Consider the following 25,489-nt stretch of genomic DNA (forward strand, 5'->3'; position numbering starts at 1 on the left):
AATCATGCCAAGTCGGGGCCGGGGGCGTCCGGGCCACCCCGCCGGCTCCCGGTCGGGGTGACCGCGCCGAAGACCTGCCGCATGGCGAGGTCCTGCTCCATGACCCGGGCCAGCCGGCGTACCCCCTCGCGGATCCGCTCGGGGGTGGGGAAGGAGAAGTTGAGCCGCATGTTCCCGGTGCCGGTGCCGTCGGCGTAGAAACCGGTGCCCGGCACGTAGGCGACCCGGGCGGCGATGGCGCGCGGCATCATCGCCTTGGCGTCCAGCCCGTCGGGCAGGCTGGCCCAGACGAACAGACCACCGGTGGGCCTGGTCCAGGTGGTGCCCTCGGGCATCAGGTCGTGCAGCGCGCCGAGCAGCGCGTCCCGCCGCTCCCGGTAGATCTCCCGGTAGACCTTGAGCTGCTCGCGCCACGGCATAGTCGACAGGTACGTCGAGACGGCGGCCTGCGCGAAGCCGCTGGGGCAGAGGATCTGCGCCTCGCTGGCGATGACCAGCTTGTCGCGTACCGCGTGCGGAGCCAGGATCCAGCCCACCCGCAGCCCGGGGGCGAAGGTCTTGGAGAAGGTGCTCAGGTAGAACACCCCGTCGCGGCGGCGGGCCCGCAGCGGCGCGGGCGCCTCACCCTCGAAACCCAGCTGACCGTACGGGTCGTCCTCGATCACCAGCAGGCCGGCCCGCTCGCAGATGTCGAGCACCCGTTCCCGTCGCTCCTCGCTCAGCGTCACGCCGGCCGGGTTCTGGTAGGTGGGGATGGTGTAGAGGAACTTCACCCGCCGGCCGGCGCGGGCCTGGTCGGCGATCGCCACCTCCAGGGCCTCCGGGATGAGCCCGTCGTCGTCCATCGGCACGTGCACGACCTGTGCCTGGGCGGCCTGGAACACCCCGAGTGCGCCGACGTAGGTCGGGCCCTCGGCGAGCACCACGTCACCCGGGTCGAGGAAGAGCCGGGCCACCAGGTCGAGCGCCTGCTGCCCGCCGACGGTGACCACCACGTCGTCCGGGGAGGCGCCGCAGGACGCGTCGATGCCGGAGAGCGCCATCACCTCGCAGATCCGCTCACGCAGCTCCAGGGTGCCCTGGCCGATGCCGTACTGGAGGGTGGTGACGCCGTGCTCGGAGCCGAGCTTGCCGAGCATCTCGCCGACCGCGTCGAGCGGCAACGCGGCGATGTAGGGTGCGCCACCGGCGAGCGAGACGACCTCCGGCCGGCTGGCCACCGCGAAGAGGGCCCGGATCTCCGAGGCGGTCATGCCCCGGACCCGCCGGGCGTACCGGTCGGTGTAGTCGTCGAGCGTCGTTCCGGTCATGACATCACCTCGATCGGGTGTCGGTCGGGCTCCCGCCCGCTGGGGTACCCGCGGTGCCGGCGACCATGGCGGCGCGGATGCACCGGTCGGTCGATCGTAGTCCCCGACGGGGCCGGTCGCCGCTCCCGATCTGGCTCCCGTCCACATCCCGGACGGCCGTCCCCGGCTCGGGTGGGCATTCGCGCGTCCACTCCCGTACGGTCGCCGGGCGGCGTACGATCGCTCGGCGGGGGCTACGATCGCTCGGCGGGCCGCAGCGGGCGACTCGGGGACGCAGCGGGCTGATCTCGCCTCCGAGCCTAAGTGTGGGGATGCTCTGATGTCGCGACGCCTGGTCAGTCTGACCCTCGACACCCTGGAAGACCTGCCTCGCCCGTGCCGGCAGTGCGTCTACTGGGAGCTGGACCCGGTCTCCGCGGAGCGGGCCTGCGCCGGTGGTGACCCGGGGCTGGAGAAGGAGGCCTGGGTCTCCCAGACGCTGCTGGAGTGGGGTTCCTGCGGCAAGCTGGCGTACGTCGACGGGATGCCCGCCGGTTTCGTGATGTACGCGCCGCCGGCCTACGTACCCCGGTCGATGGCCTTTCCGACCTCGCCGGTCTCGGCGGACGCGGCGCTGCTGATGACCGCCAGTGTGGTGCCGGCCTTCGCCGGCGGCGGGCTGGGCCGGATGCTGGTACAGGGTGTCGCCCGGGATCTGACCAAGCGGGGCATCAAGGCGATCGAGGCGTTCGGCGACGCGAAGTTCGGTGACGAGCCGGACGACTCCGTCCGGGCCTGCGTCGCCCCGACCGACTTCTTCCTCTCGGTGGGCTTCAAGACGGTCCGCCCGCATCCGCGCTACCCACGTCTGCGGCTGGAGCTGCGCACCGCGCTGAGCTGGAAGTCCGACGTCGAGTACGCGTTGGAGAAGCTACTCGGCTCGATGAGCCCGGAAAGCCTGCTCCGCCCGGTCCGCCCCGCCCCGGCCACCCGTTCCAGCGCCAGCTGAGCCGCACCGCACCGCACCGAGCCTCGCCCGCACCGAGCCGGGCGCCGAGCCAGTCGCGCGGAGCAGGCCGCCGCGTCGCCCTTGCCCGTCGGCCGCTCAGTCGCGGACCGCGCCGGCGGCCACCACCGCCCGCAGTGCGCTCACGTCGATCGAGCCGGTCGGCACGTCCCGCTCGACGGGGAAGAACATCCGCTGTACGGCGGCCACGATCGCCTCGACGAGCCGGTCCCGGAACCGGGGATCGACCAGCCGGGACCGGTCCTGCGGGGAGGTCAGGTAGCCCACCTCGACCCGCACGGCGGGCATCCTGGTCAACCGCAGCAGATCCCACGCCTTGGCGTGGGTACGACAGTCCCGCAGCCCGGTCCGCGCGACGATCTCCCGCTGCACCAGCCCGGCCAGTCGTTCCCCGGTGGCCGAGGTGACCCCGTTGTCGGTGCCGTAGTGGTAGGTGGCCACCCCGTCGGCGGCCGGGTTGGCATGGCCGTCGGTGTGCAGCGAGATGAACACGTCCGCGCCGAGCGAGTTGGCCAGCTCCGCCCGGTCGGTGTCCGGCAGGCAGGCCCGGGGCGCCGGGCCACGGGTCAGCTGCACCCGTACCCCGGCTGCGGCGAGCCGGCCCTCCAGCCGGCTGGCCAGGTCGTGCACCAGGTCCGCCTCGGTCCAGCGCAGGTTGCCGTCGGGCACCACCACCCCGGGGTCGGTGCCGCCGTGCCCCGGGTCGATGACGACGGTCCGCCCGACAAGCGTCGGGCCGGACTGCCGGATCGCGTCGGATTCGCGGAGCCACTGGGGGCGTCCGCCGACCACCTTGCGGCCGAGCCGGCGCAGCGCATCCATCGTGTACGGGCCACAGGAGCCGTCCGGCTTCAACCCGACCTCGCGTTGGAACTGCGCCACCGCCCGTGAGGTGCGTACCCCGTAGACGGCGTCGGCGCGGCCTGCGTCGTACCCCATCTCCAGCAGTCGCTCCTGCAACGAGCGGACGTCCTCGCCGGTGAGGGGTTCGGGCACCGCGTGGTAGAGGGTGCGGGCGCCGAGCCGCCAGCGGGCGGCGTCCAGGGCCCGCCAGGTCTCCGCACCCACCCGGCCGTCGGCGCTGAGCCCACGGGACTGCTGGAAGGCCCGGACGGCACGTTCGGTGGCGCTGTCGAACTCGTCGCCGGGGGTGGCCGGAAGGAGGTCCAGGCCGGTCAGGACCGCGCGGATCTCGGTTACGGCCGGTCCGCGGTCACCGGGTCGGATCGGACGCACGTCTGACCCCCTCGGAGGCTGGGCTGCCGGGCACCTTCGCTGACGCCACGCTGCGCGTCCGGTAGGACCAGCGCTTACGGAGCGTACCGTGACCGGGCCGCACCGGGTCGATGTTCACGCAGGTCAGCGCAGTGACGACGGAACCCCGCACCCGAGTGGGGCACGGGGTTCCGGGTGGTACGCCGACGTCAGAGCGCCGACTCGATCAGCCGGACCAGTTCGCCCTTCGGCTTGGCCCCGGCGATCGACTGCACCGGCTCGCCGTTCTTGAAGATGGTCAGGGTCGGCACCGACATCACCCGGTAGGCGCGGGCGGTCTCCGGGTTCTCGTCGATGTTGAGCTTGACGATGGTGACCTGGCCGGCCATCTCGCCCGCGATCTCCTCAAGCAGCGGCGAGACCTTGCGGCACGGCCCGCACCACTCGGCCCAGAAGTCCACCAGGACCGGCTTGTCGGACTTCAGCACGTCGGCGGTGAAGCTGGCGTCCGTGACGACCTTCGTTGCTCCCACAATGACTCTCCTGCTCGGTTGTTGGCGTTGCGGTCGTTCAGCTCAGGGTGGCGATGAACCGTTCGGCGTCGAGCGCGGCGGCGCAGCCCGTACCGGCGGCGGTGATCGCCTGCCGGTAGGTGTGGTCGACCACGTCACCGGCGGCGAAGACACCCGGCACGCTGGTCCGGGTGCTCGGTGCCTGCACCTTCACGTAACCCTCGTCGTCCAGCTCGACCTGGTCGCGGAAGAGTTCACTGCGCGGGTCGTGGCCGATCGCCACGAAGACGCCCGTCACGTCGAGGACCTTGACGTCGCCGGTGTGCACGTTGCGGATCCGGACGCCGGTGACCTTGCCGTCGTCGCCGAGCACCTCCTCGACGGTGCTGTTCCACTCCACCTTGATCTTGTCGTTGCTCAGTGCGCGGTCGGCCATGATCTTGCTGGCCCGGAACGAGTCGCGCCGGTGGATGATGGTGACCGACTCGGCGAACCGGGTGAGGAAGCTGGCCTCCTCCATCGCGGAGTCACCGCCGCCGACCACCACGATGTGCTGGTTGCGGAAGAAGAACCCGTCACAGGTGGCGCAGGACGACACGCCGTGCCCCAGGTACTCCTGCTCACCCGGCACGCCCAGCGGACGCCAGGCCGAGCCGGTGGAGAGGATGACGGCCTTCGCCCGGTAGGCGGTCTGCCCGACCCACACGGTGCTCACCGCGCCGGAACCGGTGTCGCCGGTGTCCTTCAGCTCGACCCGGGTGACGTCGTCGGTGAGGAACTCCGCACCGAACCGCTCGGCCTGCTTGCGCATGTTGTCCATCAGCTCGGGGCCGAGGATGCCGTCGGCGAAACCGGGGAAGTTCTCCACCTCGGTCGTGGTCATCAACGCACCGCCGGACTGCACACCCTCGATCACGAGTGGCTTGAGGTTGGCACGCGCGGCGTAGACCGCCGCCGTGTACCCGGCCGGCCCGGAGCCGATGATGATCAGGTTGCGGACCTCGTCCACTGCCGTCTCCCGATGTGTGTGTACGACATCGGCGGCGTACCGACGTCGATCCGAGCGCCGACGGTTCAGCGACGTCGGCGGCTGACTTGCAGAACGTCATCGTACGAACCGGGGATTCCCGGACCGGTCGTCCGGTGGGTCACGTCACGCGATGCGGGACGAGCGGTGACCGCGCTCTCACCCTACCCGCGCCTGGTAGCGGGTGTCCGCGCCGGATCCCGGCACCCCGCACTCCGCGCCGCTCACCCACGCCCACCGGTCGCCGTCGGGATCGGCGAACCGGACCACCAGCGCCGGCTCACCGTGGAACGTGGCGTAGTCGACCACCTCGACGGTGACCGTCCCGCGGCCGTGCTCGGTCGAGATCTCGGCGAGGCAGGCGTCGAGTGCCGCCCGTGCGGTCAGTCGGTCCAGCCCACCCGGGGTCAACCGGCGCTTGTTCTCCAGGCTCTCGGGGCTCTCCGGGGCGGTGGGACTGATCTGGGTGGTGACGCCGGGGCCGTCTCCGGACTGGAAACCCGAGGGAGTGCCGAGCCGGGGCAGCGGCACGTCCGTGGCACCGCTCAGCGTCGCCGGGGACCAGTCGACACCGCTGCGTCGGGGTTCGCCGGTGAACCGGAACCCGCGTCCCGCGCTCTCCGCGCCGTCCTGCGCCGGCCCGGCCATCGTCGAGGCGGGCGAGTCCTGGCCGGCAGAGCCGTCGAGCAGATTGGCCACGCCGATTCCCACCGTGACCAGCGCCGCCGTGGCGAGGCTGACCGGCCCGGCGAGCCGCACCCAGCGCCGCCGACGGCCGGGGCCGGACGGATCGGCCCGTCCGTCACCGATCCGGTTGCCCGGGGTACGCCGACCGCCCGGCTGCGCCGGCACCGGAGCACCGACCCTGGCCGGTCGCCCGGGCTGGTCGGCTACCTCGGTGTCGGTGTCGGTGTCGGTGGGCACGGCGGTGGCCGGGCCGGCACCGGCGAGTACGGCGGTGAGCCGCTCCACCACGGCCGGAGGCATCTCCGGCGCGGTGGCACCCCAACCTGTCAACTCGTCGTGCACCCGGGCCACGGCGGGGGCGAGCACGGCGTACGCGTCGGCCCAGGTGGCGTCCTCGGCCACCAGGCGGGCGACGACTGTCTGCTCCGGGGTGCCGTCCAGTGCCCCGCCCAGATAGTCGGCGAGCAGGTCGTGGTCGACCTCACTGAACCTGCGGCCCGTCACGTCTCCTCCTGGATGGTGCCCCGCCGGGCCTGCCCCGACCCCGATCGGACGCCGTCGGCCGGCTGCCGGTTCCCGGGTGTGACGTCGGAAACGTCCCGACCCGTCCGGAGGGAGTCGCCGGGTGCGGACACCCCTGCCGGACCGGTACCGGCAGGGCGGGACGTCGGCCCGTCGCCGCCGGTGCGCAGGTGCCCGAGCACCAGGGCCAGCCGGGCCCGGCCCCGGGCGCAGCGACTCTTCACCGTGCCCTCGGCCACGCCGAGGATCCGGGCGACCTCGGCCACCGGGTAGCCCTGCACGTCGACCAGGATCAGCGCGGCCCGTTGCTCGACCGGCAGCCCGGCCAGCGCCTGGCGTACCACCAGGGCGGTGTCGTGGTCGGTGGTCGGGGCGGCCGGTTCGACGCCACCGGTCCGACCGGGCTCGTCGGTGCGGTTGCCGTCAGGCAGCGGGACGGTGGGGTGCGCCTGCCGGCGGCGGATCCGGTCCAGGCAGGCGTTGACCACGATCCGGTGCAGCCAGGTGGTGACGGCGGAATCTCCCCGGAACCGGCCGGCGGCGCGGTGGGCGGAGAGCAGCGCGTCCTGGAGGGCGTCCGCCGCCTCCTCCCGGTCGCCCACGGTCCGCAGGGCCACCGCCCAGAGCCGGTCGCGGTGCCTGTGGAACAGTTCGGTGAAGGCGTCCCGGTCACCGGCCACGTGGGCACGGAGCAGGTCCAGGTCGCTGGTGTCGGCGTGCGGCACCACGACCGCCGACCCGCCGTGCGGCGGGTCGGCCGGGTGCCCGCCGCGACCGACCATCACCACGTCCGGCAGGGGCGGTGACGGGGTCGCGGCCGGCGGATCACGATCCCTGGACCGAGATCTCCTGGACGCCCAGCTTGAAGCCCCGCTCGGTGGAGGGCAGCTCGGTGATCCAGAAAAGCAGGTACTGGTATTTCTGCTCGGGGTCGAAGCCGTCGAAGGCCATCTTGGTGCCGTCGTGCTGCTCGAACGGCTGGCCGATCCGCGTCTTGAAGCCCTTGACCAGGTCCTTGTCGCCCTGCGAGCTGGACGGGAAGTCACCGGTGCCGGTGAACAACGCGGCAGAGACACCGGAATCCGACAGGGTGGCGGTGAGTGACTTGACCGTGTGCTGGGCACCGAGGTCGATCCAGACCCCCATGCCCTTCTTGTAGTTGCTGAAGTTGGCCGAGTAGTAGGTGTCGGTCTCCCAACCCTTGTTCTCGTCGCCGTCCATCATCTTCTCGGCGTCACCCAGCTCGTTGCGCTGCCGACTGTCCGGGTCGATGATCCGGATGTCCTGGATGGCCAGCTTGCGTACGACGGGGGCCGGGGTGGCGTCGCCGGCCGGGGCGCTGGTGGAGGGACGGGCCACCGGCTCGGTCTCCGGGCTGTCGTCGCGGCCCAGGGTGGCGATGCCGATGAGCAGGCCGACCAGGGCGACCGCCAGCAGACCGGCGATGCCGATCGCGACCTTCCGGCCGCCCGCGGCGGCGAGCGGCGAGCGGTCCTCCACCCCGTCCGCGGTGAACCGGATGGTGCCGGTCTGGTCGAGGAAGTGGTCCTCGGCGGGGATGTCGAGCCGGCTCAGCTCGGCGGAGAGCACGTCCGACGACGGCGGGGCGATCTCGGCGTCGAGCAGGTCCATGGTCAGGTCGTCGAGGTACGCCGGCACACCGGCCCGGACCTGCCGGGGGGCGGCGATTGCTCCGCTGGCGTCGCGGACGGCGTCCGGGATGCCAGCCCGGCCGTGGCCGGCGGTCGCGCCGCGTAGCGGGGCCTCGGCGTGCGGCCAGTGCCCGGTGAGGGCGAAGTAGAGGATGCCGCCCACCGCGCGGATGTCGGCTTCCTGGCTGTCCTCGCCGTCGGTGCGGGCGTCGGCCAGCACCACCCGGCCGTCGTCGCTGATCATCACGGTGCCCGGGTGCACGTTGCCGTGGACCATCCCGGTGGCGTGCACGGCGGCGATGGCGCTGGCGACGGCGTTGCCGATGGCGGTGGCGCGGGCCGGGTCCAACGGCCCGTCGGCGACCAGTTCACGCAGTGATCTGCCGTCGACCCACTCCCGGACGACGTACGCCCGGACGTCCTCGTCGATGGCGTCGTAGACGCCGACCAGGTTGGGGTGGATGACCCGGCTGGCGGCCACCGCCGCCTGGAGCATCTCGGTGGCGGACTCACCACCCGGGTAGCGGAGCACGACCGCCACGGGTCGGCGCAGGATGACGTCGACCCCCCGCCAGACCAGGCGCCCGGCACTGTCGTTGTTGATGTGCTCGACCAGCTCGTACCGCTCGGCGAGGATCTCACCGGCTGTGGGAGCACCGAAGGTCATGATGGGAGGAGCAGTTTCCTCCGCCTCCTGACCCTCGCCGACCTGGGTCACCCGTCCTCCCTCGGTGATCGTGTCGATCGATGGACCCGCGCTGCTGGGCATGTGGCTTCCCGCTCCGCCGTCGATGGAACCGACCGGCGGCGTCGACGCGAGGCGTCGGCCACCTACCGTGTCCGTCGACAGCGACCTTACCCGGACCGCCCGTCATCCCGACATGTCATCTTCCCGCCGCGCGCGACGAGCTGTCGTATATGGCGGATTACGTCCGTTTACGGTCACTCTCGTCCGCGTTGCCGGCACATGTACTGGCCAATCTAGACGCCTGTCGCAAGTCGCCGACCTCCGGGCCGACCCGCCCGTGACAACCCGGTGGCGGTCGGTCAGGTTCCCCCCGAACGGCCGCACATGCTCAACCGTACGGCTGGTTATCCACAGGCCCTTACGGTGGCTGACCCGGGGATCACCAAGTTATCCACAGGCGTGTCCCCAGGCTGGTGATCCTCGTTCACCCTGCGTGTCCTCTGCCCGGCGTCGCGCCCGCGGCCAGCGGATCAGCGGCCGAGTCGTCGGCGGACCATCCCGACCACCTCGGTGATCTCGCCGATCCGCAGCACCATGGCCAGGCCGAGGTACGTCCCGCCGATCACCGCGCCGCCGAGGACCAGCCGCAGCGCCGCCGCCGTCCAACTCAGGTTGCCCGGATCGCCGGGGAGCAGGTTGACCACCAGCAGGCCGACCAGCGCCGCGCCCAGCGCCGCCACCACCACCTTGCCCATGGTCCGCATGATCCGGCCCAGCCCGATCCGGCCCACCCGGGGCCGGAGCAGCATCGCCGAGATCACCGCCGCCGCCACGTACGAGACGGCGTTGCCGAGCATCATGCCCGCCGCCGCGAAGGTGGCCGAGAAAGCGACGAAGACCCCGATCTGGACCGCCACCCGCAGGATCACCACCGGGATGTTGACCAGGGCCGGGGTCCGGGTGTCCGGCAGCGCGTAGAAGGCGAAGGTGAACAGCTGGCTGATCGCGAACGGCACCAGCCCCAGCGCGGCGACCAGCAGCACCAGCGAGGTGGCCAGCGCGTTGTCGCCGGTGAACGCGCCGTACTGGAAGACCACCACCGAGATCGGGCCGGCCAGCACCGCGTAGCAGACCGCGATCGGGGCGAGCACCGCCGTCACCATCCGGGTGCCCCGGGACAGGTCGGCGGTCACGTCGGCGAACCGGCCCTCGGCGGCGGCGGCGCTCATCCGGGGCATCAGCGCCGTGATGATCGAGACGGCGATGATGCCGTGCGCCATCATCAGCAGCAGGAAGACGTTGTTGTAGATCAGCAGGCCGGCATTGTTCTCGTCACCACCGGCGGCCCTGGTGAGCAGGTTGACCACCACGAAGAGACCGAGCTGGTTGACCGCGACGTAGCAGAACATCCAGCCGCCGAGCCGGGCCAGCTCGCGCAGCCCCAGCTCCCGGAAGTCGAACCGCAGCTTCCACCGGAAACCCACCTTGCGCAGCGCCGGCAGCAGCCCGGCGGCCTGCACCGCCACGCCGAGCAGGGTGCCCCCGCCGACCAGCAGGATCCGGTCCCAACCGATGCCCTCCGGACCCAGCGCCTTCGCGCCGTACACCGCGATGTAGAGGCCGAAGGTGCCGATGACGACCAGGTTGTTGAGGATCGGCGCCCACATCGGGGCGGCGAAGTGACCCCGGGTGTTCAGCACCGCGGCGATCAACGCGCTGACGCCGGTGAAGAACAACATCGGCAGCATCAGGTAGGACAGGTTGGTGACCAGGCCGGTGTAGGCCGCGTTCTTGCCGCCGGCGTAGAGCGTGGTCAGGGTCGAGGCCAGCAGCAGGGCGAGGACCACGGTGACCGCGAGGGCCAGCACCGCGAGGGTCAACAGCCGCTGGGCGTACGCCTCGCCCCGGTCCGGGTCGGCCTTGCGCCGGCGGACCAGCACCGGGATCAGCACGCTGGTCAGCACGCCGCCGAGCAGGAACTCGTACACCTGGTTGGGCAGGAACTGGGCGGTGGTGAACGCGTCGCCGACCGCGCTGCCCAGCGCGGCGCCGATCATCAGGTTGCGGACGAAGCCGGTACCCCGGCTGACCAGGCTGCCCACCGCCATCACCGCGCTGTTCGCCGCGGCGCTGGTCTCGGCGACCACCTCCTGCGGCGGCGCGGTCGCCTCCACCCCCGGCTGGTTCAGCGGATCGGCGGAGATGAACGTCGCCCCGTCGTACGGCCGGAGACCGTCGTCACCCTGCGCGGCGTTCGCGCTGCGGTAGAGCCCGCCGCTCATCTCCAGCCTCCCGGGAATTACGTCGGAGCCGGAACCGGTCCGCACGTCCATGACCATAGTCAACCCGGACCGGACACCCGCGCCCGGCGGATCGGTCCCCGTCCCCGCCCGATAGGCTGGCGATCCCATGTCCGAAGCCTCCGCACCCCAGGCCGCCGAGCGCCGTGAGTTGACCGCCGCGCAGCGCAACGCCGTCGCCGAACTGCTCCGCGTCTCCCCGGTCGCCGACGAGCTGGGCCGCCGGTTCGCCCGCGCCGGTCACGAGCTGCACCTGGTGGGTGGGTCGGTGCGCGACGCCCTGCTCGGTCGGCTCGGCGACGACCTGGACTTCTGCACCGACGCCCACCCCGACCAGACGCTGGGGATCATCAAGGGCTGGGCCGAGGCGATCTGGGAGACCGGTCGGGAGTTCGGCACCATCGGCTGCCAGCGCGACGGCCTCCGGCTGGAGGTCACCACCTTCCGCGCCGAGGCGTACGACCAGGTCAGCCGCAACCCGGTCGTCGAGTACGGCACCAACCTCACCGACGACCTGAAGCGGCGTGACTTCACCGTCAACGCGATGGCGGTCAGCCTCCCCGAGCACCGGTTCACCGACCCGTACGGCGGGCTGGACGACCTGGCCGCCAGGATCATCCGTACCCCTGGCACACCGGCCGAGTCGTTCGGCGACGACCCGCTGCGGATGCTGCGGGCCGCCCGGTTCGCCGCCCAGCTCTGCTTCGCCGTCCACCCCGACGTGCGTACCGCGATGACCGCGATGTCCGCCGACCTGGACCGGATCACCGCCGAGCGGATCCGCGACGAGTTCACCAAGCTGCTCTGCGGCGTCGACCCGATCACCGGGCTGCGGCTGCTCGTCGACACCGGGCTGGCCGACCGGTTCCTGCCCGAGCTGACCGGTCTCAAGCTGACCATCGACGAGCACGCCCAGCACAAGGACGTCTACGAGCACACGTTGACCGTGGTCAGCAACGCGGTGTCGTACGAGACGGACGGCTGTGACTTCGTGCTCCGGATGGCCGCGCTCATGCACGACGTGGGCAAGCCGGCCACCAAGGCGGTCGGGTCGGACGGCCGGGTCAGCTTCCACCACCACGAGGTGGTCGGCGCCCGGTTGACCAAGGCCCGGATGAAGGCCCTGCGCTACCCGAAGGACGTCACCGCCCAGGTCACCAAGCTGGTCGGCCTGCACCTGCGGTTCTACGGCTACGGCCGGGGCGAGTGGACCGACTCGGCCGTCCGCCGGTATGTCACCGACGCCGGTGACCTGGTGACCCGGCTGCACAAGCTGACCCGCTCGGACTGCACCACCCGTAACCGGCGCAAGGCCGCCCAGCTCGCCGCCGACTACGACGCGCTGGAGGAGCGGATCACCCGGATCGCCGCCGAGGAGGACCTGGCCCGGGTCCGGCCCGACCTGGACGGCAACGCGATCATGGAGCTGCTCGGCGTACCGCCGGGTCCGCTTGTCGGCCGGGCCTGGCAGCACCTCAAGGAGCTGCGCCTGGAACGCGGCCCGCTCGACCGCGACGAGGCCGAGGCGGAACTGCTCCGCTGGGCCCACGACCAGGGCCTGCGCTGACGTACGCGAAAGGGGCCGCCCGGAATCCGGACGGCCCCTTCGGCGTGGGTCAGCGGGTCTCGACCGCGCTGCCGTCGACCGGCGGCCTGCCGTTGGCCGGGGACCCGGTCGACGCCGAGCCCAGTTTGGCGAGCAGGGCCGGCAGGTCGATGCCGGTGAGGTCGGAGCCGAGCTGGAGGCCCTGGGCCACGTTCCCGGCGACCGACTTGGTAAGCGAGGACGCCCCGTCGGTGGAGATCACCGTCAGCTTGTCGATAGCGCCGATCGGGGCGCTGGCCGCCTCGACCACCTGCGGCAGCACCCGGACCAGCAGGTCCAGCACGGCCGCCTCGCCGTACGCGGCGAACGCCTCGGCCTTGCGGGCCATCGCGTCGGCCTCGGCCTGGCCCCGGGCCAGGATGGCGGTGGCCTCGGCCTGACCCTCCCGCTCGACCGCCTCGGCGATCGCGGACCGTCGACGCTGCTCGGCCTCGCCCTCCTTGGCACCCTCGATCGCGTTCGCCTCGGCCAGCGCCGCCCGGCGGGCCCGCTCACCCTCACCGGTGAGCCGGGCCTGCTCGGCGGAGGCCTGGGCGGCGGCGATGGTGGCCTGCCGCTGCGCGTCCGCGCTCAGCACCGCCGCGTTGCGGGACGCCTCGGCCTCCTGCTCCACCTTGTACCGGGCCGCGTCGGCCGGCTTGCGGACCTCGGTGTCGAGCTGACGCTGCTTGAGCTCGGCGTTACGCTCGGCCACCTTCTGCTGCTCGGAGAGGATCGCCTGGTCCCGCTCGGCCTGGGCGAGCGGCCCGGCCGCCGCCGACTTCGCCTTCGCCGCGTCGATCTCGGCCTGGATGCCCGCCTGCTTCAGCGACAGGTTCCGGTTCGCCTCGGCGATCGCCTCCTCGGCCAGCAGCCGCTCCTGCTCGGCCTGCTGCCGGGCGCGGGCCTCGGCGATGGCCGCGTCCTTGAGCACCCGGGCCGCCTCCGGCCGACCCAGGTCCTGCAGGTACGACCCCTCGGCGAGGATGTCCTGGAGCTGGAAGGTGTCGAGCACCAGCCCCTGGTTGGTCATCGAGTGCTCGGCCTCCTCGGCGACCGCGTTGGCGAACGCGGCCCGGTCCCGGATGACCTCCTCGACGGTGAGCCTGCCGACGATCGAGCGCAGCGCGCCGGCCAGCACCTCCCGGGTGAAGTTGTCGATCTCGTCCTGCTGGTGCAGGAACCGCTGGGCGGCGGCGCGGATCGCGTCCTCGGTGCCGCCGACCTTGACGATGGCGACGCCGTGCAGGTCGGCCCGGATGCCCTGCTTGCTGACCGCGCCCCGGATGCCGACGTCGATGCGGCGGCTGGACAGGTCGAGCGACTGGAGCTTCTGCACCACCGGCAGCACGAAGACCGACGCGCCGAGGACGACCTTCTGGCCGGAGTTGTCGGTGGACCGACCGCCGTCGGCGGTCTGCGTGGTCCGGCCCTTGCGGCCGGTGACGATGAACGCCTCGTTCGGGCCGGCCACCTTGATCCGGGAGAGCACGAACATCACGAGGACGAGGGCGAGGACGACCGCGCCGCCGATGGCGATGAGGAGAGGCATGGTGGTTCCGTCTCTGCGAGAAGAGGGTCAGTAGGTCTCGACGTGCACGCTGGTCTCGCTCAGCGTCTGCACCACGAAGATCTGCGCACCGAGCGGGATGGGCTCGTCGGCACGGGCGTTGAGTTTCACCGGCTGGCCGGCGACGCGTACCCGCACCTCGCCGTAGCCGCCGGTCGGGATCGGGGTGACCACCAGGCCGAGCGCGCCGACCAGGTCGTCCCGGGTGGGGGTGGCGTCGGTGCGCATGTTGCGCGCCGCCCGGGTCAGTCGGCCCGCCAGCCACGCGGTGGGCACGGCGGCGAGCACGCCCCCGCCGACCGCCGCCGCGATCATCCCCGGGGTACGCCCGCCGAGCAGTTCGTTGACGATGGCCGCGCCGAAGCCGAACGCGCCGAGGAAGCCGGCGACCGCCTCGACGGAGACCGGACCGTCGACGTCGGGATGACCGAAATGGAGGATTTCGCCGCCGAGCAGGGCCAGCGCCAGCACGCCGACGCCCGCCCCACCGATGATCAGAAAGATGAGCGTCCCCGTGGCCACGACCTGCACGGTAGCGACCCGACGCAACGTCCCGCGTGATCATTTCGGGGTGACAGCGCCGTCCGTTCGGTCAGCGAAGTGATCGACGTCTCCGAACCCACCACACCGGCGCAGGTGACGTATCCCGACGGCATGAACAGCGCGAAGGCCGTCTTCGACGGCAGACAGTGGAGCATCTCGTACGGGAGCTGAGGGCCGGGCGGTGGCCAGGTGGCCCGGTGGGGCGGGAAGAATGGCCGGCATGCGTTGGACCGTGCTGGACTCGCCGATCGGGGACTTCTCCGTGGCCACCGACGGGACGGCGGTCTGTGGCACGCACTTCGGCCGGGTCACCTCGGCCGACGACGAGCCCGGCGACACGCTGGCTGGTCAGGCGGTCACGGAGCTGCGGGCGTACTTCGCCGGTGAGCTGACCGGGTTCTCCGTGCCGGTGGTGATGCCGCGCGGCTCCGAGTTCGAGCGTGCCGTGTGGCGTGAGATGACCCGCATCCCGTACGGGGAGACACTCACCTACGGCGAGGTGGCCCGGCGGGTCGGCGACCCGGGCGCGGCGCGGGCGGTCGGGGTGGCCTGCAACCGCAACCCGGTCCCGGTGATCGTCCCCTGTCACCGGATCGTGGGCGCGGGCGGGAAGCTGGTCGGCTTCGGTGGCGGGCTGCCCCGCAAGGTCACGTTGCTGGAGTTGGAAGCAGGTGTCGCCCTGCGCCGCGCCTGGTCGTGACAACCAGCCGTCAGGCAGCCCGGAGCCGCGCTCGGGACACCGACGCCCGGGTCACTTCCGCCCGGGGCCGAGATCGCGCGGGACCCGGACAGCCCGAGGCCTATATCATGCTCGAACCAGGATGTCAACACCGTTGCGTTAGGTGGAACGGCTGTTCGTCAACCACCGCTGCCTCGCCGATCATGGAGTTGTGGTGGGTAACAGAACACCCGTGGAACCCCCAAAGTCGGCACCACCACTCCATGATCGCCAAGCGGGCCCACCCCGCTCCCCGATCGGGCACTTCCTGTCCCGGGTTGACCAGCCGTCCACGGCGTTAACGCAACGGTGTTGACCAGGATGTAGTGGTCTGGTGGTCGCCGGAAGGCCACTACATCCTGGAACCAGCGCGATCTTGCCGAGGAGGATCTCTGCCGTCGGCTGGCGTCGTACCTGGAGGAGCGTTCGGGGTGAACGTCGAGGGCCAGGTCCGTACGGACCTGGCCCTCGACGTCTGGTTCTGGTGCTCGACCGCGCGGTGGCGGTGGAGCGTCAGCGCTCGATGTCGCCGGTGATGAAGTTCTCGACGGCGGCGTGCGCGTCGTGGTCGGCGTACTGCACCGGCGGGGACTTCATGAAGTAGGACGAGGCCGAGAGGATCGGGCCGCCGATCCTGCGGTCCAGGGCGATCTTGGCGGCCCGGACTGCGTCGATGATGACGCCTGCGGAGTTCGGCGAGTCCCACACCTCGAGCTTCAGCTCGGCGTTGAGCGGGGTGTCACCGAAGGACCGGCCCTCCAGGCGGATGTACGCCCACTTGCGGTCGTCCAGCCACGGCACGTGGTCCGACGGGCCGATGTGCACGTCGCTCTTGACCATCTCGTGCGGGATCTGGGACGTCACCGACTGGGTCTTCGAGATCTTCTTCGAGACCAGCCGGTTGCGCTCCAGCATGTTCATGAAGTCCATGTTGCCGCCGAAGTTGAGCTGGTACGTGCGCAGCAGCTCGACCCCGCGGTCCTCGAACAGCTTCGCCAGCGCGCGGTGCACGATGGTGGCGCCGACCTGGCTCTTGATGTCGTCACCGACGATCGGCAGACCGGCGTCGGTGAACTTCTGCGCCCACTGGGGGTCGGAGGCGATGAAGACCGGCAGCGCGTTGACGAAGGCGCAGCCGGCGTCGATCGCGGCCTGGGCGTAGTGCTTCGCCGCCTGCTCGGAACCGACAGGCAGATAGCAGACGACCACGTCGACCTGGGCGTCGCGCAGCGCCTTGACCACGTCGACCGGCTCGGCGTCGGACTCCTCGATGATCTCGCGGTAGTACTGGCCCAGGCCGTCGAAGGTCGGGCCGCGCTGGACGCTGATGCCGGTGGGCGCCACGTCGCAGAGCTTGATGGTGTTGTTCTCGCTGGCGACGATCGCCTCCGCGAGGTCCATGCCGACCTTCTTGGCGTCCACGTCGAACGCCGCGACAAAGTCCACGTCCGATACGTGGTAGTCGCCGAAGGTGACGTGCATGAGACCCGGGACGCGGTCGTTCGGGTCGGCGTTGCGGTAGTACTCCACGCCCTGTACGAGGGACGAGGCGCAGTTACCCACACCGACGATGGCGACGCGGACGGAGCCCATAGCGTCTGCCTCCTTCTTCTTCATCACGGCCGCTCTTCCCTGGACTCGCCAGGTGGAGGCGGGCTGTCGTTGTCTCGTCGATTGCCGGCCGCCCCGGGTCGCGGGACGGTCGGGGTACGGCCGGAGCGCTCGTTGGCGATGAGCTCCTCCAGCCAGCGGACCTCACGCTCGCAGGCGTCGAGCCCGTGGCGTTGCAGTTCCAGGGTGTACGCGTCGAGGCGCTCGGCTGCCCGGCCCAGCACGTCACGAAGGCCTTCGCGACGTTCCTCGATCGTGCGGCGGCGACCCTCCAGGATGCGCAGGCGGGTCGCCTGGTCGGTGCGGGCGAAGAACGCGAAGTGCACGCCGAAGCCCGTGTCGTCGTACGTCTCGGGCCCGGCCTGCGCGATCAGTTGGGCGAAGCGTTCCTTGCCCTCCGCAGTGATCTTGTAGACCACCCGACCCCGTCGGCTGGTCAGCGCGGGAACCTCCTCGGCGGTGGCCGGTGCGTCGGCGGCTTCGGTGATCCAGCCCGCCGCCTGCAACCTGCGCAGGGTCGGGTAGAGCGAGCCGTAGCTGATCGCCGCCCGGATGGCGCCGAGCTTGGCGGCGAGCTCCTTGCGGAGTTCGTAGCCGTGCATCGGGGCCTCCTGGAGGAGGCCGAGGATGGCGAGTTCGAGCACGGGCCACCCTTTCCTTACCCTCGGGACGGAGCGTTAACCGCCTCGATGTATCGGACCGATACATCGCACGTTAGTACCTCACCTGCCGTCCGGGCAAACCCCCGCTGCGCGCCAACCTGTTCACGGATCGTGACGGTGGTCGCCCCGCCCGGTCGGAACGCGTACCCTTTGCCGCATGCGTACGTCTCGTCAGGTGGTCGACTACTCGCTGCAGAAGCGAGCAGTGCTGCGTGAGCTGCTCGCCGGGCGGGTCGGCACCTACGACGTCTGCGACGCCTCGCCCTACCTGAAGAACGCGGCCCGCTTCCACGGGGAACCGACAGACCAGCGGTGTCCGATCTGCCGGAGCGAGAACCTGATCCACGTCCACTACATTTACGGGGACGAGCTCCGGCAGTCCGCCGGCCAGGCACGCACATTGGCCGAGCTGCCCGTGCTGGCGATGACGTTGGGTGAGTTCCAGGTCTTCGTGGTGGAGGTGTGCCCCGGCTGTGACTGGAACCACCTCGTCGAGCAGTTCCTGCTCGGCCGGGACGGGTTGGCCGAGGACGGTTCGGAGCAGGGCGCGGCGGAGGTCGCCACCGCTGCGACCCAGGGGCGAAGGCGAGAGGCGCAACGGTGAAGCCTGCTGATCCGGTCGACTCCGGTGTCGTACGACACAGACACCGCGACCGGCAGCCCATCGGCCTGAATGGCCCGATTGATGTGGAAATTGCAGCGCGTCCCCGGCCCCTCCCCGGCCTCATGGCGCGTGTGTCAACTCACGGCAACCCGGTGGTGGCGCCCCCGCGTCCCACCGCGACCGGCAGGGTGTGAGGAATGAACTCGTACGGCGATCCCAGTTCCCCGCGTGCGCGGGCCCAGGTACCGGGTTCGAACGGCGGCCCCGGCCCGGGGCCGGACGACGCGTACCCCCGACGGGGCGGTGACGCCCGGGGCGCAGCCTCGACCGGCCGCGCCTCGGTAGGCGGTGCCGCGCCCACCGGACGGGCCTCGGCGGCGGTACCCCCGCCGCGCGGAACGGGCGGTGCGGCCGGCTCTGCCTCGGTCGGCCGGGCCGGCCCGGGTCGTGCCTCGGTGCCGGTCTCCCCGGCCGGGCCGGGGCGTGCCTCCGTGCCGGTCTCCCCGGCGGCGTCGGGGTGGGGGGGCCCGGGTCGTGCCTCGGTGCCGGTCTCCCCGGCGGGCGGCCCGGCCGGCCGGGCCAGCGTCGGGACGGCTTCCGCCGGCCGGGCCAGCGTCGGTGCGGCCTCGGTCGGCTCCGCCGGGCGGGCCTCGGTGGCGCGGGCCGGCGTCGCGCAGGTCGGCGGCGGGCCGGGCGGCCCGGGTGGCCCCAACGGGCCGGGTCGTGGTTACGGCGGAGGTACCGGCGGTGGACGCGGACGCGGACCGGGTGACCCGGACGCGATGGCGCGGGCCAAGCGGCGCAAGCGGATCAACCTGCTGATCGCCGGCTTCGCGGTCTTCGTCATGCTCGCCGGGCTCGGCGTGGTCGGGTTCACCTACTACTCCACCACCGTGGTGCTGCCGAACCAGATCAAGCTGCCGCTCGCCACCACCATCTACGCCAGCGACAACAAGACGGTCATCGCCAAGGTGGGCGAGCAGAACCGCACCTTCGTCTCGATCAACCAGATCCCGCAGCACATGCGGGACGCGGTCGCGGCGGCGGAGGACAAGAACTTCTACGAGCACGCCGGCGTCGACTACAAGGGCATCGCCCGTGCCGCCTGGAACAACCTCTCCAACGGCGACAAGCAGGGTGCCTCGACGATCACCCAGCAGTACGCCCGCAACGCCTACGAGAACCTCCAGGACGACTCGTACGCGCGGAAGGTGAAGGAGGCGATCGTGGCCTCCAAGCTCAACGATCAGTTCACCAAGGAACAGATCATGGAGCACTACCTCAACACCATCTACTTCGGTCGCAACGCGTACGGCATCGAGGCGGCGGCGCAGACGTACTTCGGCAAGTCGGTCTCGAAGATCGACGTGGCCGAGGCCGCCGTGCTCGCCGCCCTGATCAAGCAGCCGGAGCCGAGCGCCACCCACAAGGGTTACGACCCGGCGCTCAACCCCGCCGAGGCCAAGGAGCGGTGGGACTACGTCGTCAAGAACATGATCGAGATGCACTGGGTCGACGCACCGAACCGGCCGGCCCATCCGACGGAGTACCCGACCAAGACGTTGCAGACCCCGAAGGAGTCCCGGTCCGGCGTCAAGTTCGGGGTCAACACCCCGATCGGCAACGTGATCAACTACGTCTCGGCGGAGATGCGGGAGAAGAAACTCTGCACCGACAACGACGCCGAGGCGACCGAGCGTAAGCCGCGCTGCTCGGCGATGCTCCGCGAGGGTGGTTACCGGATCCGGACCACCATCGACAACAAGGTGCAGAAGGCCGTCACCGGCGCCGCCCAGCGCAGCACCAAGGGTTCCGAGTTGGACGGCTCCCGGAAGAACCTGATGGCCGCCGTGGTCTCCATCGACCCGCGCAACGGCCGGGTGCTCGGCTACTACGGTGGCGACGACGGCACCGGCACCGACTACGCCGGCACGAACACCGACACCAACGGCAACATCACAGGCGGCCACTCGCCCGGCTCCAGTTTCAAGATCTACACCCTGGCGGCGGCGCTGGAGGCCGGCAAGTCGGTCGAGTCGCGTTGGAAGGGCCGGGCGTTCACCCCGGAGGGCGTGAAGTTCCGGGTCAGCAATGCCGGTACCGACAATCCCACTTGCGGTGACTCGTGCACGCTGCGGGAGTCGACGTTGAAGTCGCTGAACGTGCCCTTCTACCACGTCAGCCTGGACATCGGGCCCGACAAGATCGTCGACATGGCGGCCAAGGCCGGGGTCGGCATGATGTGGCAGACCAACGTGAGCCCGCCCAAGGGGCACGACCTGACCAAGGAGAAGGCCACCGACCTGGCGCCCGACCCCTTCTACCACGTGGTCGCCTACGGCCAGTACCCGATCACCGTGCTCGACCACGCCAACGGCATCGCCACCTTCGCCAACAAGGGCATCTACAACAAGGCCCACTTCCTGATCTCCGCCGAGAAGCAGAACAAGGAGACCGGCAAGTGGGAGAAGCTCGGCGGCGAGCAGCTCAAGCCGCAGAAGCGGATCAACCCGGACGTGGTCGCCGACGTGACCGACGTGCTGAAGGACTACCCGGGCCGGATCAACCACACCCTTGCGGACGGCCGGAAGGCGACCGCCAAGACCGGTACCTGGGAGCTCAAGGAGGGCACCGACCAGAACGGTGACGCCTGGACCATCGGGTACACCCCGCAGCTCGCCACCGCCGTCTGGGTGGGCAACAAGGGCAAGCGGGAAGCGATCAAGCTGAACGACGGCACCAAGATCAGCGGTGCGACCATGCCCGGCGAGATCTGGGAACGGGTCATGAACGGCGCGCTCAAGGGCGAGGACAAGCTGGACTTCCCGCCGGCCGCGAACGTCGGCGACCCGGAGTCCGGCAACGGAACCCCGCCTCCGCCGCCTCCGCCGCCGCCCACGGCGCCGAACACGCCGAACTGTAACCCCGGCGACCTGCTCTGCCAGCTCGGCGGCGGCAACCAGGGCGGCAACCAGGGCGGCAACCAAGGTGGCAATCAGGGTGGGAACCAAGGCGGGAACCAAGGCGGGAACCAGGGCGGCAATCCGGGTGGCAATCCGCTGAACCCGCCCAACCCGAACCTGCCCGGTGGTCCGAACAACGGTGGCGGAAACGGCGGCGGCATCCTGCCGACCCCGCGCACCCGGGACTGACCGGAACTTCGTACCGACGACCATCGATGCTGCTGCCGGCGACCCGCGAACCTGCGGTCGCCGGCGGCGGCGTTCCCGGCCAGTCCGGCGGCTCCGGACGGTCGTTGCCGGCGAACGGGGCACCCGACCGGAACCTGCTCCTCGTCCGCAAGCCATTCATAGGGCAGGATGCTTTCTCATGAGCAACCAGCCGACGGCCGGCATCGACGACGCCGGGACCAGCGACCACCCGTCCCGCTCGGACGGCTTCGTCCGGGGCGCCGCCGAGGCGATCGGCGGGCCGCTCGGCGACCACGCCGTCGCCCTCGACCGGCCCGCCGGCCGGGAGAGTCGGTTCTGGACGGCGGCCCGGATCGTGCTGGCCCTGGCCTGCCTGACCCTCGCCCTGCACTGGGTGCAGAAGGCGCCCTGTCAGAATGGCGCCTGGCAGAACAACATCCAGTACACCCGGATGTGCTACACCGACGTGCTGGCCCTCTATTACGCCGAGGGCCTGAACGAGGGCAAGGTCCCGTACCGCGACCACCCGGTCGAGTATCCGGTGCTCACCGGCTACATGATGGGCGCGCTCGGCCTGCCGGTGCACGCCCTCGGCGTCGACGACCCGACGATCAACCAGGGGCGGTGGTTCTACAACGCCAACGCGTTGGCCCTCAGCGCGCTCGCCGTCGCCACCGCCGCGGTGATCCTCTCCCTACGCCGCCGACGACCCTGGGACGCGGCACTCTTCGCCCTGGCCCCGGCGCTGTTCCTCACCGCCACCGTCAACTGGGACTTCCTCGCCATCGGGCTGGCCGCGCTCGGGCTGGCCGCCTGGGCGAGACGACAACCCGTCCTGGCCGGCGTGCTGCTCGGCCTGGGTGGCGCGGCGAAGATGTGGCCGCTGTTCCTGTTCGGCCCGATCCTGATCCTCGCCCTGCGTGCGGGTCGGCTGCGGCCCGCGCTCACCGCCGTCGCCACCGGCCTGGTCGCGCTGGTCGCGGTGAACCTGCCCACGGCGATCCGGCACCCGGACAACTGGGGTCGGTTCTTCGAGCTGAACACCACCCGGCCCATCGACTGGGGCACGCTCTGGTATATCGGGCGGTACCTGGACGGCAAGGTGAACGCCGGCAACCCGGGGGACCAGGGTCCGTTCCAGTGGCTGAACGCCAACATCCCGACCCTCAACAACCTGTCGTACGCCCTGTTCGGGCTGGCCTGCATCGGGGTGGCCGTGCTGACCCTGCGGGCACCCCGCCGGCCCCGGCTGGCCCAGCTCGCCTTCCTGGTGGTGGCCGCCTTCCTGATCTTCAGCAAGGTCTGGTCCCAGCAGTTCGTGCTCTGGCTGCTGCCGCTCGCGGTGCTCGCCCGACCGCGCTGGGGGGCCTTCCTCGCCTGGCAACTCGCCGAGGTGTGCTACTTCGCCGCCTTCTACGGCGAACTGCTCGGCTCGGCCACCAGCCGCCCGATCTTCCCCGAGGGAGTCTTCGTGCTCGCCTCGTCGCTGCGGCTCGGCACGGTGGTCGTGCTGTGCGTCCTGATCGTCAAGGACATCCTGCACCCGGAGCGCGACGCCGTCCGCCGGACCTATCCCGACGACCCCGACGGCGGCGTCCTCGACGGCGCCCCCGACACCCCCTGGCTCACCAAACTGCGCCGCAAAACCCCCACCCCCGAACCAGCACCAGCCCCCACCCCCGCCTGACACCCCACCCCAGACGCGCAATTCCAAGACGGCAAGCGCCCGTCAGTCAGACGCGCAAGTCCAAGACGGCCGTGCGCCCGTCAGGTCTGCGGGGAGCCCAGCCGGCGCAGGGATCAAGCCTGACCGCCCGGAGCCGGCTGGGCTCCCCGCAGACCCCACCGCAACCCATCTCAGCGACGAACACCCGCAACCCAGCTCAGAGACGAAACACCACGGCGTTGCCGACCTGCTGGCGGGTGATGCCCAACTGGTCGACCGGGGCGTCCACTGTCACCTCCCACGGCGTACCGACGATCTGGTCCCGCAGCACCACCACGTCGCGGACGCCGAGGGTGCGCAGGTAGTCGACGCTTGTCTGGTCGGGGAAGGCGGCAGTCACCCGGCGTACGTCGTCGAGCTGTTTCGGGGTGAACCCGCTGCCACCGTTGACCACCTGCTGGAAGCGGCTGGTCGACCAGAGCATCACCGGCTGGTCCTGGTTCTGGCCGCTGGGCAGCACCAGCAGCGGACCGTCCACAGTGCGCATCGCCGCCGGTTGCTCCGGCACCACCGGGTGCGGCGTGCTGTTCAGCCCCTCCACGGTCACCAGCAGCAGCGGTAGCAGGGTGGCCGCCCGCAACCACGGCGACGGCCGGGAGGGCACCCGCCCGGCGCTGAGTTCGCGTACCCGTTCGGCGAAGGCGCTCACCGCGCCGGCCGCCAGCAGGCAGAGCAGCAGCGTCGTCCAGAGCATCATCCGGCCCGGCGTGCGCAGCCCGTTGAAGCCCGGCAGGTACTCGAAGAGTGGTGCATAGGTGAAGGTGCCGTCGAAGAACCGGGTGCCCATCGCCAGCACCATGGTGACCAGCACCCCGGCGAGCAGCAGCAGCCGGTGCCGCAACCGCCACACCGAGAAGAACAGCCCGCCGGCCGCCAGCGCGTACAGCACGAAGCCGGGCAGCAGGGTCATCTCCGGGTGCCAGGGCAGCGCCGCCCGCGCCCCCTCGTGCAGCCCGCCCCAGATCCACGACTCGGCGGGTGCGGTGAAGAAGCCGCTCGCCGGCGGCGAGTAGACGCCGACGTCGCCGAGCGTCCGTTCCGCGTTCGGGTGCAGCTCGGCCACCTTGAAGTACGGCACCGCCAGCAGCGCGCCGATGGCGGCGAAGAGCAGCCCACCGACCAGGTCGGCGACGAACAGCCGGCGACCGAAGGGCCGGCGCACACGCCGCCGTCGCCAGAACCACACCGCCGCCGAGACCAGCAGGGTCACCGCGAGGACGTAGGCGAACACCAGGCCGATGCCGAAGCCCAGGCTGAGCTGCCAGGCGGCCACCACCCACCCGGCGTACGCCCAACCGACCCGGCGGCGTTCGGGGCGGTAACCGTGCCGTAGTGACCAACCGTGCCCCCGGGCGAGCATGGCCAGCGCGAGCGGAATGCCACCGTTGGAGACGATGTGCAGGTGGCCGGCCTGGGCGAGCAGCCAGGGTGCGTAGGTGTAGGCGACCCCGGCGACCGCCGAACCGATCCGGCCCGCGCCCATCTGCCGGGCCAGCACGTACGCCCCGAACGTGGCCATCGCGTGGGCGAGCACGAACATGATGTTGTAGCGGAGCACGGCGGCGTCCGGGCCGGTGCCGAGCAGTCCGGCCGGGGCGTATCCGAGCAGCATGTCGGAGAAGGCGAAGCTCCACGGCTCCGGGAAGAACGTGTTGGACTGGAACAACTGCCCCGGGTCCGTCCGCAGTGCGTGCCCCGACCAGGCCATCTGCCAGGCCTGGAGGCTCGGGTCCCAGTAGTCCTGCGGCAACGTGTAGAGCGGGTAACGCAGGGTCGGCCAGGTCATCCCCACGGCGAGGGCGAGCGAGGCGAGGACGGCGAGCGTCCACTCGTGCACCAGGAACCGGCCGGTGGCGTGGGCCGCCCGCCGGGGGCGACCGGGCACCGGCTCCGGTTCGGGCGCGAACGAGGTCCACGGGTCGGCCTCGGCGGGCGGGTCCTTCCGGTCCGCCCTGTCCGCGCCGTCCCCGGCCGTATCCGCCGTGCCGGGCTCTGCCTTGCCCGTGCCGGGCGCTGGCTCGTCCTTGCCGACCTCGGCCGTGGCCTTGCCGGGTTCCGCTCCGCCCTCGTCGGGCTCGCTCCCGGCCTTGTCAGGCTTCGCCCCGGGCCTGTCTGTCCCGGCTGTGACCTTGTCGGCCCCGGTTCCAGCAGCCTTGTCGGTCCCGGTTCCAGCCTTGTCGGCCCCGACGTTGGCCTTGTCGGGTTCGGTGCCGTTCTGGTCGGGCTTCGGTTTCTGGGCGGGCTCGGCCGGTGCGGGCCGGGCGGTCTCCGTCCTGTCCGCCGCATCCGGTACGAGCCGGTCGTCCTTCGGCGGCTCCGCCCCACCCTCGGGGGTGACGTCCGTCCCGCCGGTCTGCGGCGGCGGCTGGCTGCCGCCGCCGGTCGCGTTGGTGGTCATC

The 25,489-nt window shown here is 71.2% G+C and carries 19 protein-coding genes; 6 read left to right on the top strand and 13 right to left on the bottom strand.

All coding sequences use genetic code 11. The annotated features are described in order from the left end of the window. Positions 1 to 2: 2 nt before the first annotated feature. Positions 3 to 1,310, bottom strand: a complete 1,308-nt coding sequence (locus OHQ87_RS24990; RefSeq protein ID WP_328341714.1) for an aminotransferase-like domain-containing protein — start codon at positions 1,308 to 1,310, stop codon at positions 3 to 5. Between the two features lie 319 nt (positions 1,311 to 1,629). Here OHQ87_RS24990 and OHQ87_RS24995 point away from each other — a divergent pair, with 319 nt between their 5' ends. Further along, positions 1,630 to 2,298: a GNAT family N-acetyltransferase gene (locus OHQ87_RS24995; RefSeq protein WP_328341716.1), complete on the top strand. Its 669-nt coding sequence runs from the start codon at positions 1,630 to 1,632 to the stop codon at positions 2,296 to 2,298. A gap of 96 nt (positions 2,299 to 2,394) precedes the next feature. Here the strand turns inward: OHQ87_RS24995 and OHQ87_RS25000 are convergent, their stop codons facing one another. The 7 genes from OHQ87_RS25000 to murJ all read right to left on the bottom strand — a co-directional run bounded on the left by OHQ87_RS25000 (position 2,395) and on the right by murJ (position 10,901). After that, entirely contained in the window at positions 2,395 to 3,552 is a 1,158-nt protein-coding gene (locus tag OHQ87_RS25000) for an N-acetylmuramoyl-L-alanine amidase (RefSeq protein ID WP_328341718.1), read from the bottom strand. Between the two features lie 188 nt (positions 3,553 to 3,740). After that, positions 3,741 to 4,064, bottom strand: a complete 324-nt coding sequence (trxA, locus tag OHQ87_RS25005; protein WP_088643651.1) for a thioredoxin — start codon at positions 4,062 to 4,064, stop codon at positions 3,741 to 3,743. A gap of 37 nt (positions 4,065 to 4,101) precedes the next feature. After that, the gene (trxB, locus tag OHQ87_RS25010; RefSeq protein WP_328341721.1) at positions 4,102 to 5,052 is read right to left on the bottom strand and encodes a thioredoxin-disulfide reductase; all 951 of its coding nucleotides are present in this window, start codon (positions 5,050 to 5,052) and stop codon (positions 4,102 to 4,104) included. Between the two features lie 177 nt (positions 5,053 to 5,229). After that, positions 5,230 to 6,261, bottom strand: a complete 1,032-nt coding sequence (locus tag OHQ87_RS25015) for a hypothetical protein (protein ID WP_328341723.1) — start codon at positions 6,259 to 6,261, stop codon at positions 5,230 to 5,232. Then, the gene (gene sigM / locus OHQ87_RS25020) at positions 6,258 to 7,061 is read right to left on the bottom strand and encodes an RNA polymerase sigma factor SigM (RefSeq protein WP_442930856.1); all 804 of its coding nucleotides are present in this window, start codon (positions 7,059 to 7,061) and stop codon (positions 6,258 to 6,260) included. The genes OHQ87_RS25015 and sigM overlap by 4 nt, the downstream gene beginning before the upstream one ends. A gap of 43 nt (positions 7,062 to 7,104) precedes the next feature. Further along, positions 7,105 to 8,700, bottom strand: coding sequence for a protein kinase family protein (locus OHQ87_RS25025; protein WP_328341726.1), 1,596 nt, complete (start codon positions 8,698 to 8,700; stop codon positions 7,105 to 7,107). A gap of 449 nt (positions 8,701 to 9,149) precedes the next feature. Beyond that, the gene (murJ, locus tag OHQ87_RS25030) at positions 9,150 to 10,901 is read right to left on the bottom strand and encodes a murein biosynthesis integral membrane protein MurJ (RefSeq protein WP_328348989.1); all 1,752 of its coding nucleotides are present in this window, start codon (positions 10,899 to 10,901) and stop codon (positions 9,150 to 9,152) included. Between the two features lie 127 nt (positions 10,902 to 11,028). On the opposite strand from murJ, the gene OHQ87_RS25035 reads away from it, so the two are divergent. Next, the gene (locus tag OHQ87_RS25035) at positions 11,029 to 12,486 is read left to right on the top strand and encodes a CCA tRNA nucleotidyltransferase (protein ID WP_328341728.1); all 1,458 of its coding nucleotides are present in this window, start codon (positions 11,029 to 11,031) and stop codon (positions 12,484 to 12,486) included. A gap of 49 nt (positions 12,487 to 12,535) precedes the next feature. Here OHQ87_RS25035 and OHQ87_RS25040 read toward each other — a convergent pair whose 3' ends face one another. Together OHQ87_RS25040 and OHQ87_RS25045 are read right to left on the bottom strand one after the other, a co-directional pair. Beyond that, the gene (locus OHQ87_RS25040) at positions 12,536 to 14,056 is read right to left on the bottom strand and encodes a flotillin family protein (protein ID WP_328341730.1); all 1,521 of its coding nucleotides are present in this window, start codon (positions 14,054 to 14,056) and stop codon (positions 12,536 to 12,538) included. 27 nt (positions 14,057 to 14,083) lie between these two features. Beyond that, complete coding sequence (locus tag OHQ87_RS25045) at positions 14,084 to 14,605, bottom strand: hypothetical protein (RefSeq protein ID WP_328341732.1); 522 nt, start codon at positions 14,603 to 14,605, stop codon at positions 14,084 to 14,086. A gap of 232 nt (positions 14,606 to 14,837) precedes the next feature. Here OHQ87_RS25045 and OHQ87_RS25050 point away from each other — a divergent pair, with 232 nt between their 5' ends. Next, positions 14,838 to 15,317: a methylated-DNA--[protein]-cysteine S-methyltransferase gene (locus tag OHQ87_RS25050; protein WP_328341734.1), complete on the top strand. Its 480-nt coding sequence runs from the start codon at positions 14,838 to 14,840 to the stop codon at positions 15,315 to 15,317. Positions 15,318 to 15,848: 531 nt separating this feature from the next. On the opposite strand, the gene OHQ87_RS25055 is transcribed toward OHQ87_RS25050, so the two are convergent. Next, positions 15,849 to 16,928 (bottom strand): inositol-3-phosphate synthase, encoded by a 1,080-nt coding sequence (locus tag OHQ87_RS25055; RefSeq protein ID WP_328341736.1) that lies wholly within the window; start codon positions 16,926 to 16,928, stop codon positions 15,849 to 15,851. A gap of 23 nt (positions 16,929 to 16,951) precedes the next feature. Further along, entirely contained in the window at positions 16,952 to 17,590 is a 639-nt protein-coding gene (locus tag OHQ87_RS25060) for a PadR family transcriptional regulator (RefSeq protein WP_328341738.1), read from the bottom strand. A 175-nt stretch (positions 17,591 to 17,765) separates the two neighbouring features. Here OHQ87_RS25060 and OHQ87_RS25065 point away from each other — a divergent pair, with 175 nt between their 5' ends. The 3 genes from OHQ87_RS25065 to OHQ87_RS25075 all read left to right on the top strand — a co-directional run bounded on the left by OHQ87_RS25065 (position 17,766) and on the right by OHQ87_RS25075 (position 23,051). Next, positions 17,766 to 18,212, top strand: a complete 447-nt coding sequence (locus tag OHQ87_RS25065; protein ID WP_328341740.1) for a DUF5318 domain-containing protein — start codon at positions 17,766 to 17,768, stop codon at positions 18,210 to 18,212. A 197-nt stretch (positions 18,213 to 18,409) separates the two neighbouring features. Next, entirely contained in the window at positions 18,410 to 21,364 is a 2,955-nt protein-coding gene (locus tag OHQ87_RS25070; RefSeq protein ID WP_328341742.1) for a transglycosylase domain-containing protein, read from the top strand. A 178-nt stretch (positions 21,365 to 21,542) separates the two neighbouring features. Further along, positions 21,543 to 23,051 (top strand): glycosyltransferase family 87 protein, encoded by a 1,509-nt coding sequence (locus OHQ87_RS25075; RefSeq protein WP_328341744.1) that lies wholly within the window; start codon positions 21,543 to 21,545, stop codon positions 23,049 to 23,051. Between the two features lie 196 nt (positions 23,052 to 23,247). Here OHQ87_RS25075 and OHQ87_RS25080 read toward each other — a convergent pair whose 3' ends face one another. Next, a complete protein-coding gene (locus OHQ87_RS25080; RefSeq protein ID WP_328341746.1) occupies positions 23,248 to 25,488 on the bottom strand; it encodes a hypothetical protein in 2,241 nt (746 codons plus the stop codon). Position 25,489 lies beyond the last annotated feature (1 nt).

Source organism: Micromonospora sp. NBC_00421, from assembly GCF_036017915.1.
GTDB lineage: Bacteria > Actinomycetota > Actinomycetes > Mycobacteriales > Micromonosporaceae > Micromonospora.

Excerpts from the sequence above, each read along its gene's own strand:
- OHQ87_RS24990 (WP_328341714.1), bottom strand. The coding sequence starts at position 1,310 with ATGACCGGAACGACGCTCGACGACTACACCGACCGGTACGCCCGGCGG.
- OHQ87_RS24995 (WP_328341716.1), top strand. The coding sequence starts at position 1,630 with ATGTCGCGACGCCTGGTCAGTCTGACCCTCGACACCCTGGAAGACCTG.
- sigM (WP_442930856.1), bottom strand. The coding sequence starts at position 7,061 with ATGGTCGGTCGCGGCGGGCACCCGGCCGACCCGCCGCACGGCGGGTCG.
- OHQ87_RS25025 (WP_328341726.1), bottom strand. The coding sequence starts at position 8,700 with ATGCCCAGCAGCGCGGGTCCATCGATCGACACGATCACCGAGGGAGGA.
- murJ (WP_328348989.1), bottom strand. The coding sequence starts at position 10,901 with ATGAGCGGCGGGCTCTACCGCAGCGCGAACGCCGCGCAGGGTGACGAC.
- OHQ87_RS25035 (WP_328341728.1), top strand. The coding sequence starts at position 11,029 with ATGTCCGAAGCCTCCGCACCCCAGGCCGCCGAGCGCCGTGAGTTGACC.
- OHQ87_RS25040 (WP_328341730.1), bottom strand. The coding sequence starts at position 14,056 with ATGCCTCTCCTCATCGCCATCGGCGGCGCGGTCGTCCTCGCCCTCGTC.
- OHQ87_RS25050 (WP_328341734.1), top strand. The coding sequence starts at position 14,838 with ATGCGTTGGACCGTGCTGGACTCGCCGATCGGGGACTTCTCCGTGGCC.
- OHQ87_RS25055 (WP_328341736.1), bottom strand. The coding sequence starts at position 16,928 with ATGGGCTCCGTCCGCGTCGCCATCGTCGGTGTGGGTAACTGCGCCTCG.
- OHQ87_RS25065 (WP_328341740.1), top strand. The coding sequence starts at position 17,766 with ATGCGTACGTCTCGTCAGGTGGTCGACTACTCGCTGCAGAAGCGAGCA.
- OHQ87_RS25070 (WP_328341742.1), top strand. The coding sequence starts at position 18,410 with ATGAACTCGTACGGCGATCCCAGTTCCCCGCGTGCGCGGGCCCAGGTA.
- OHQ87_RS25075 (WP_328341744.1), top strand. The coding sequence starts at position 21,543 with ATGAGCAACCAGCCGACGGCCGGCATCGACGACGCCGGGACCAGCGAC.
- OHQ87_RS25080 (WP_328341746.1), bottom strand. The coding sequence starts at position 25,488 with ATGACCACCAACGCGACCGGCGGCGGCAGCCAGCCGCCGCCGCAGACC.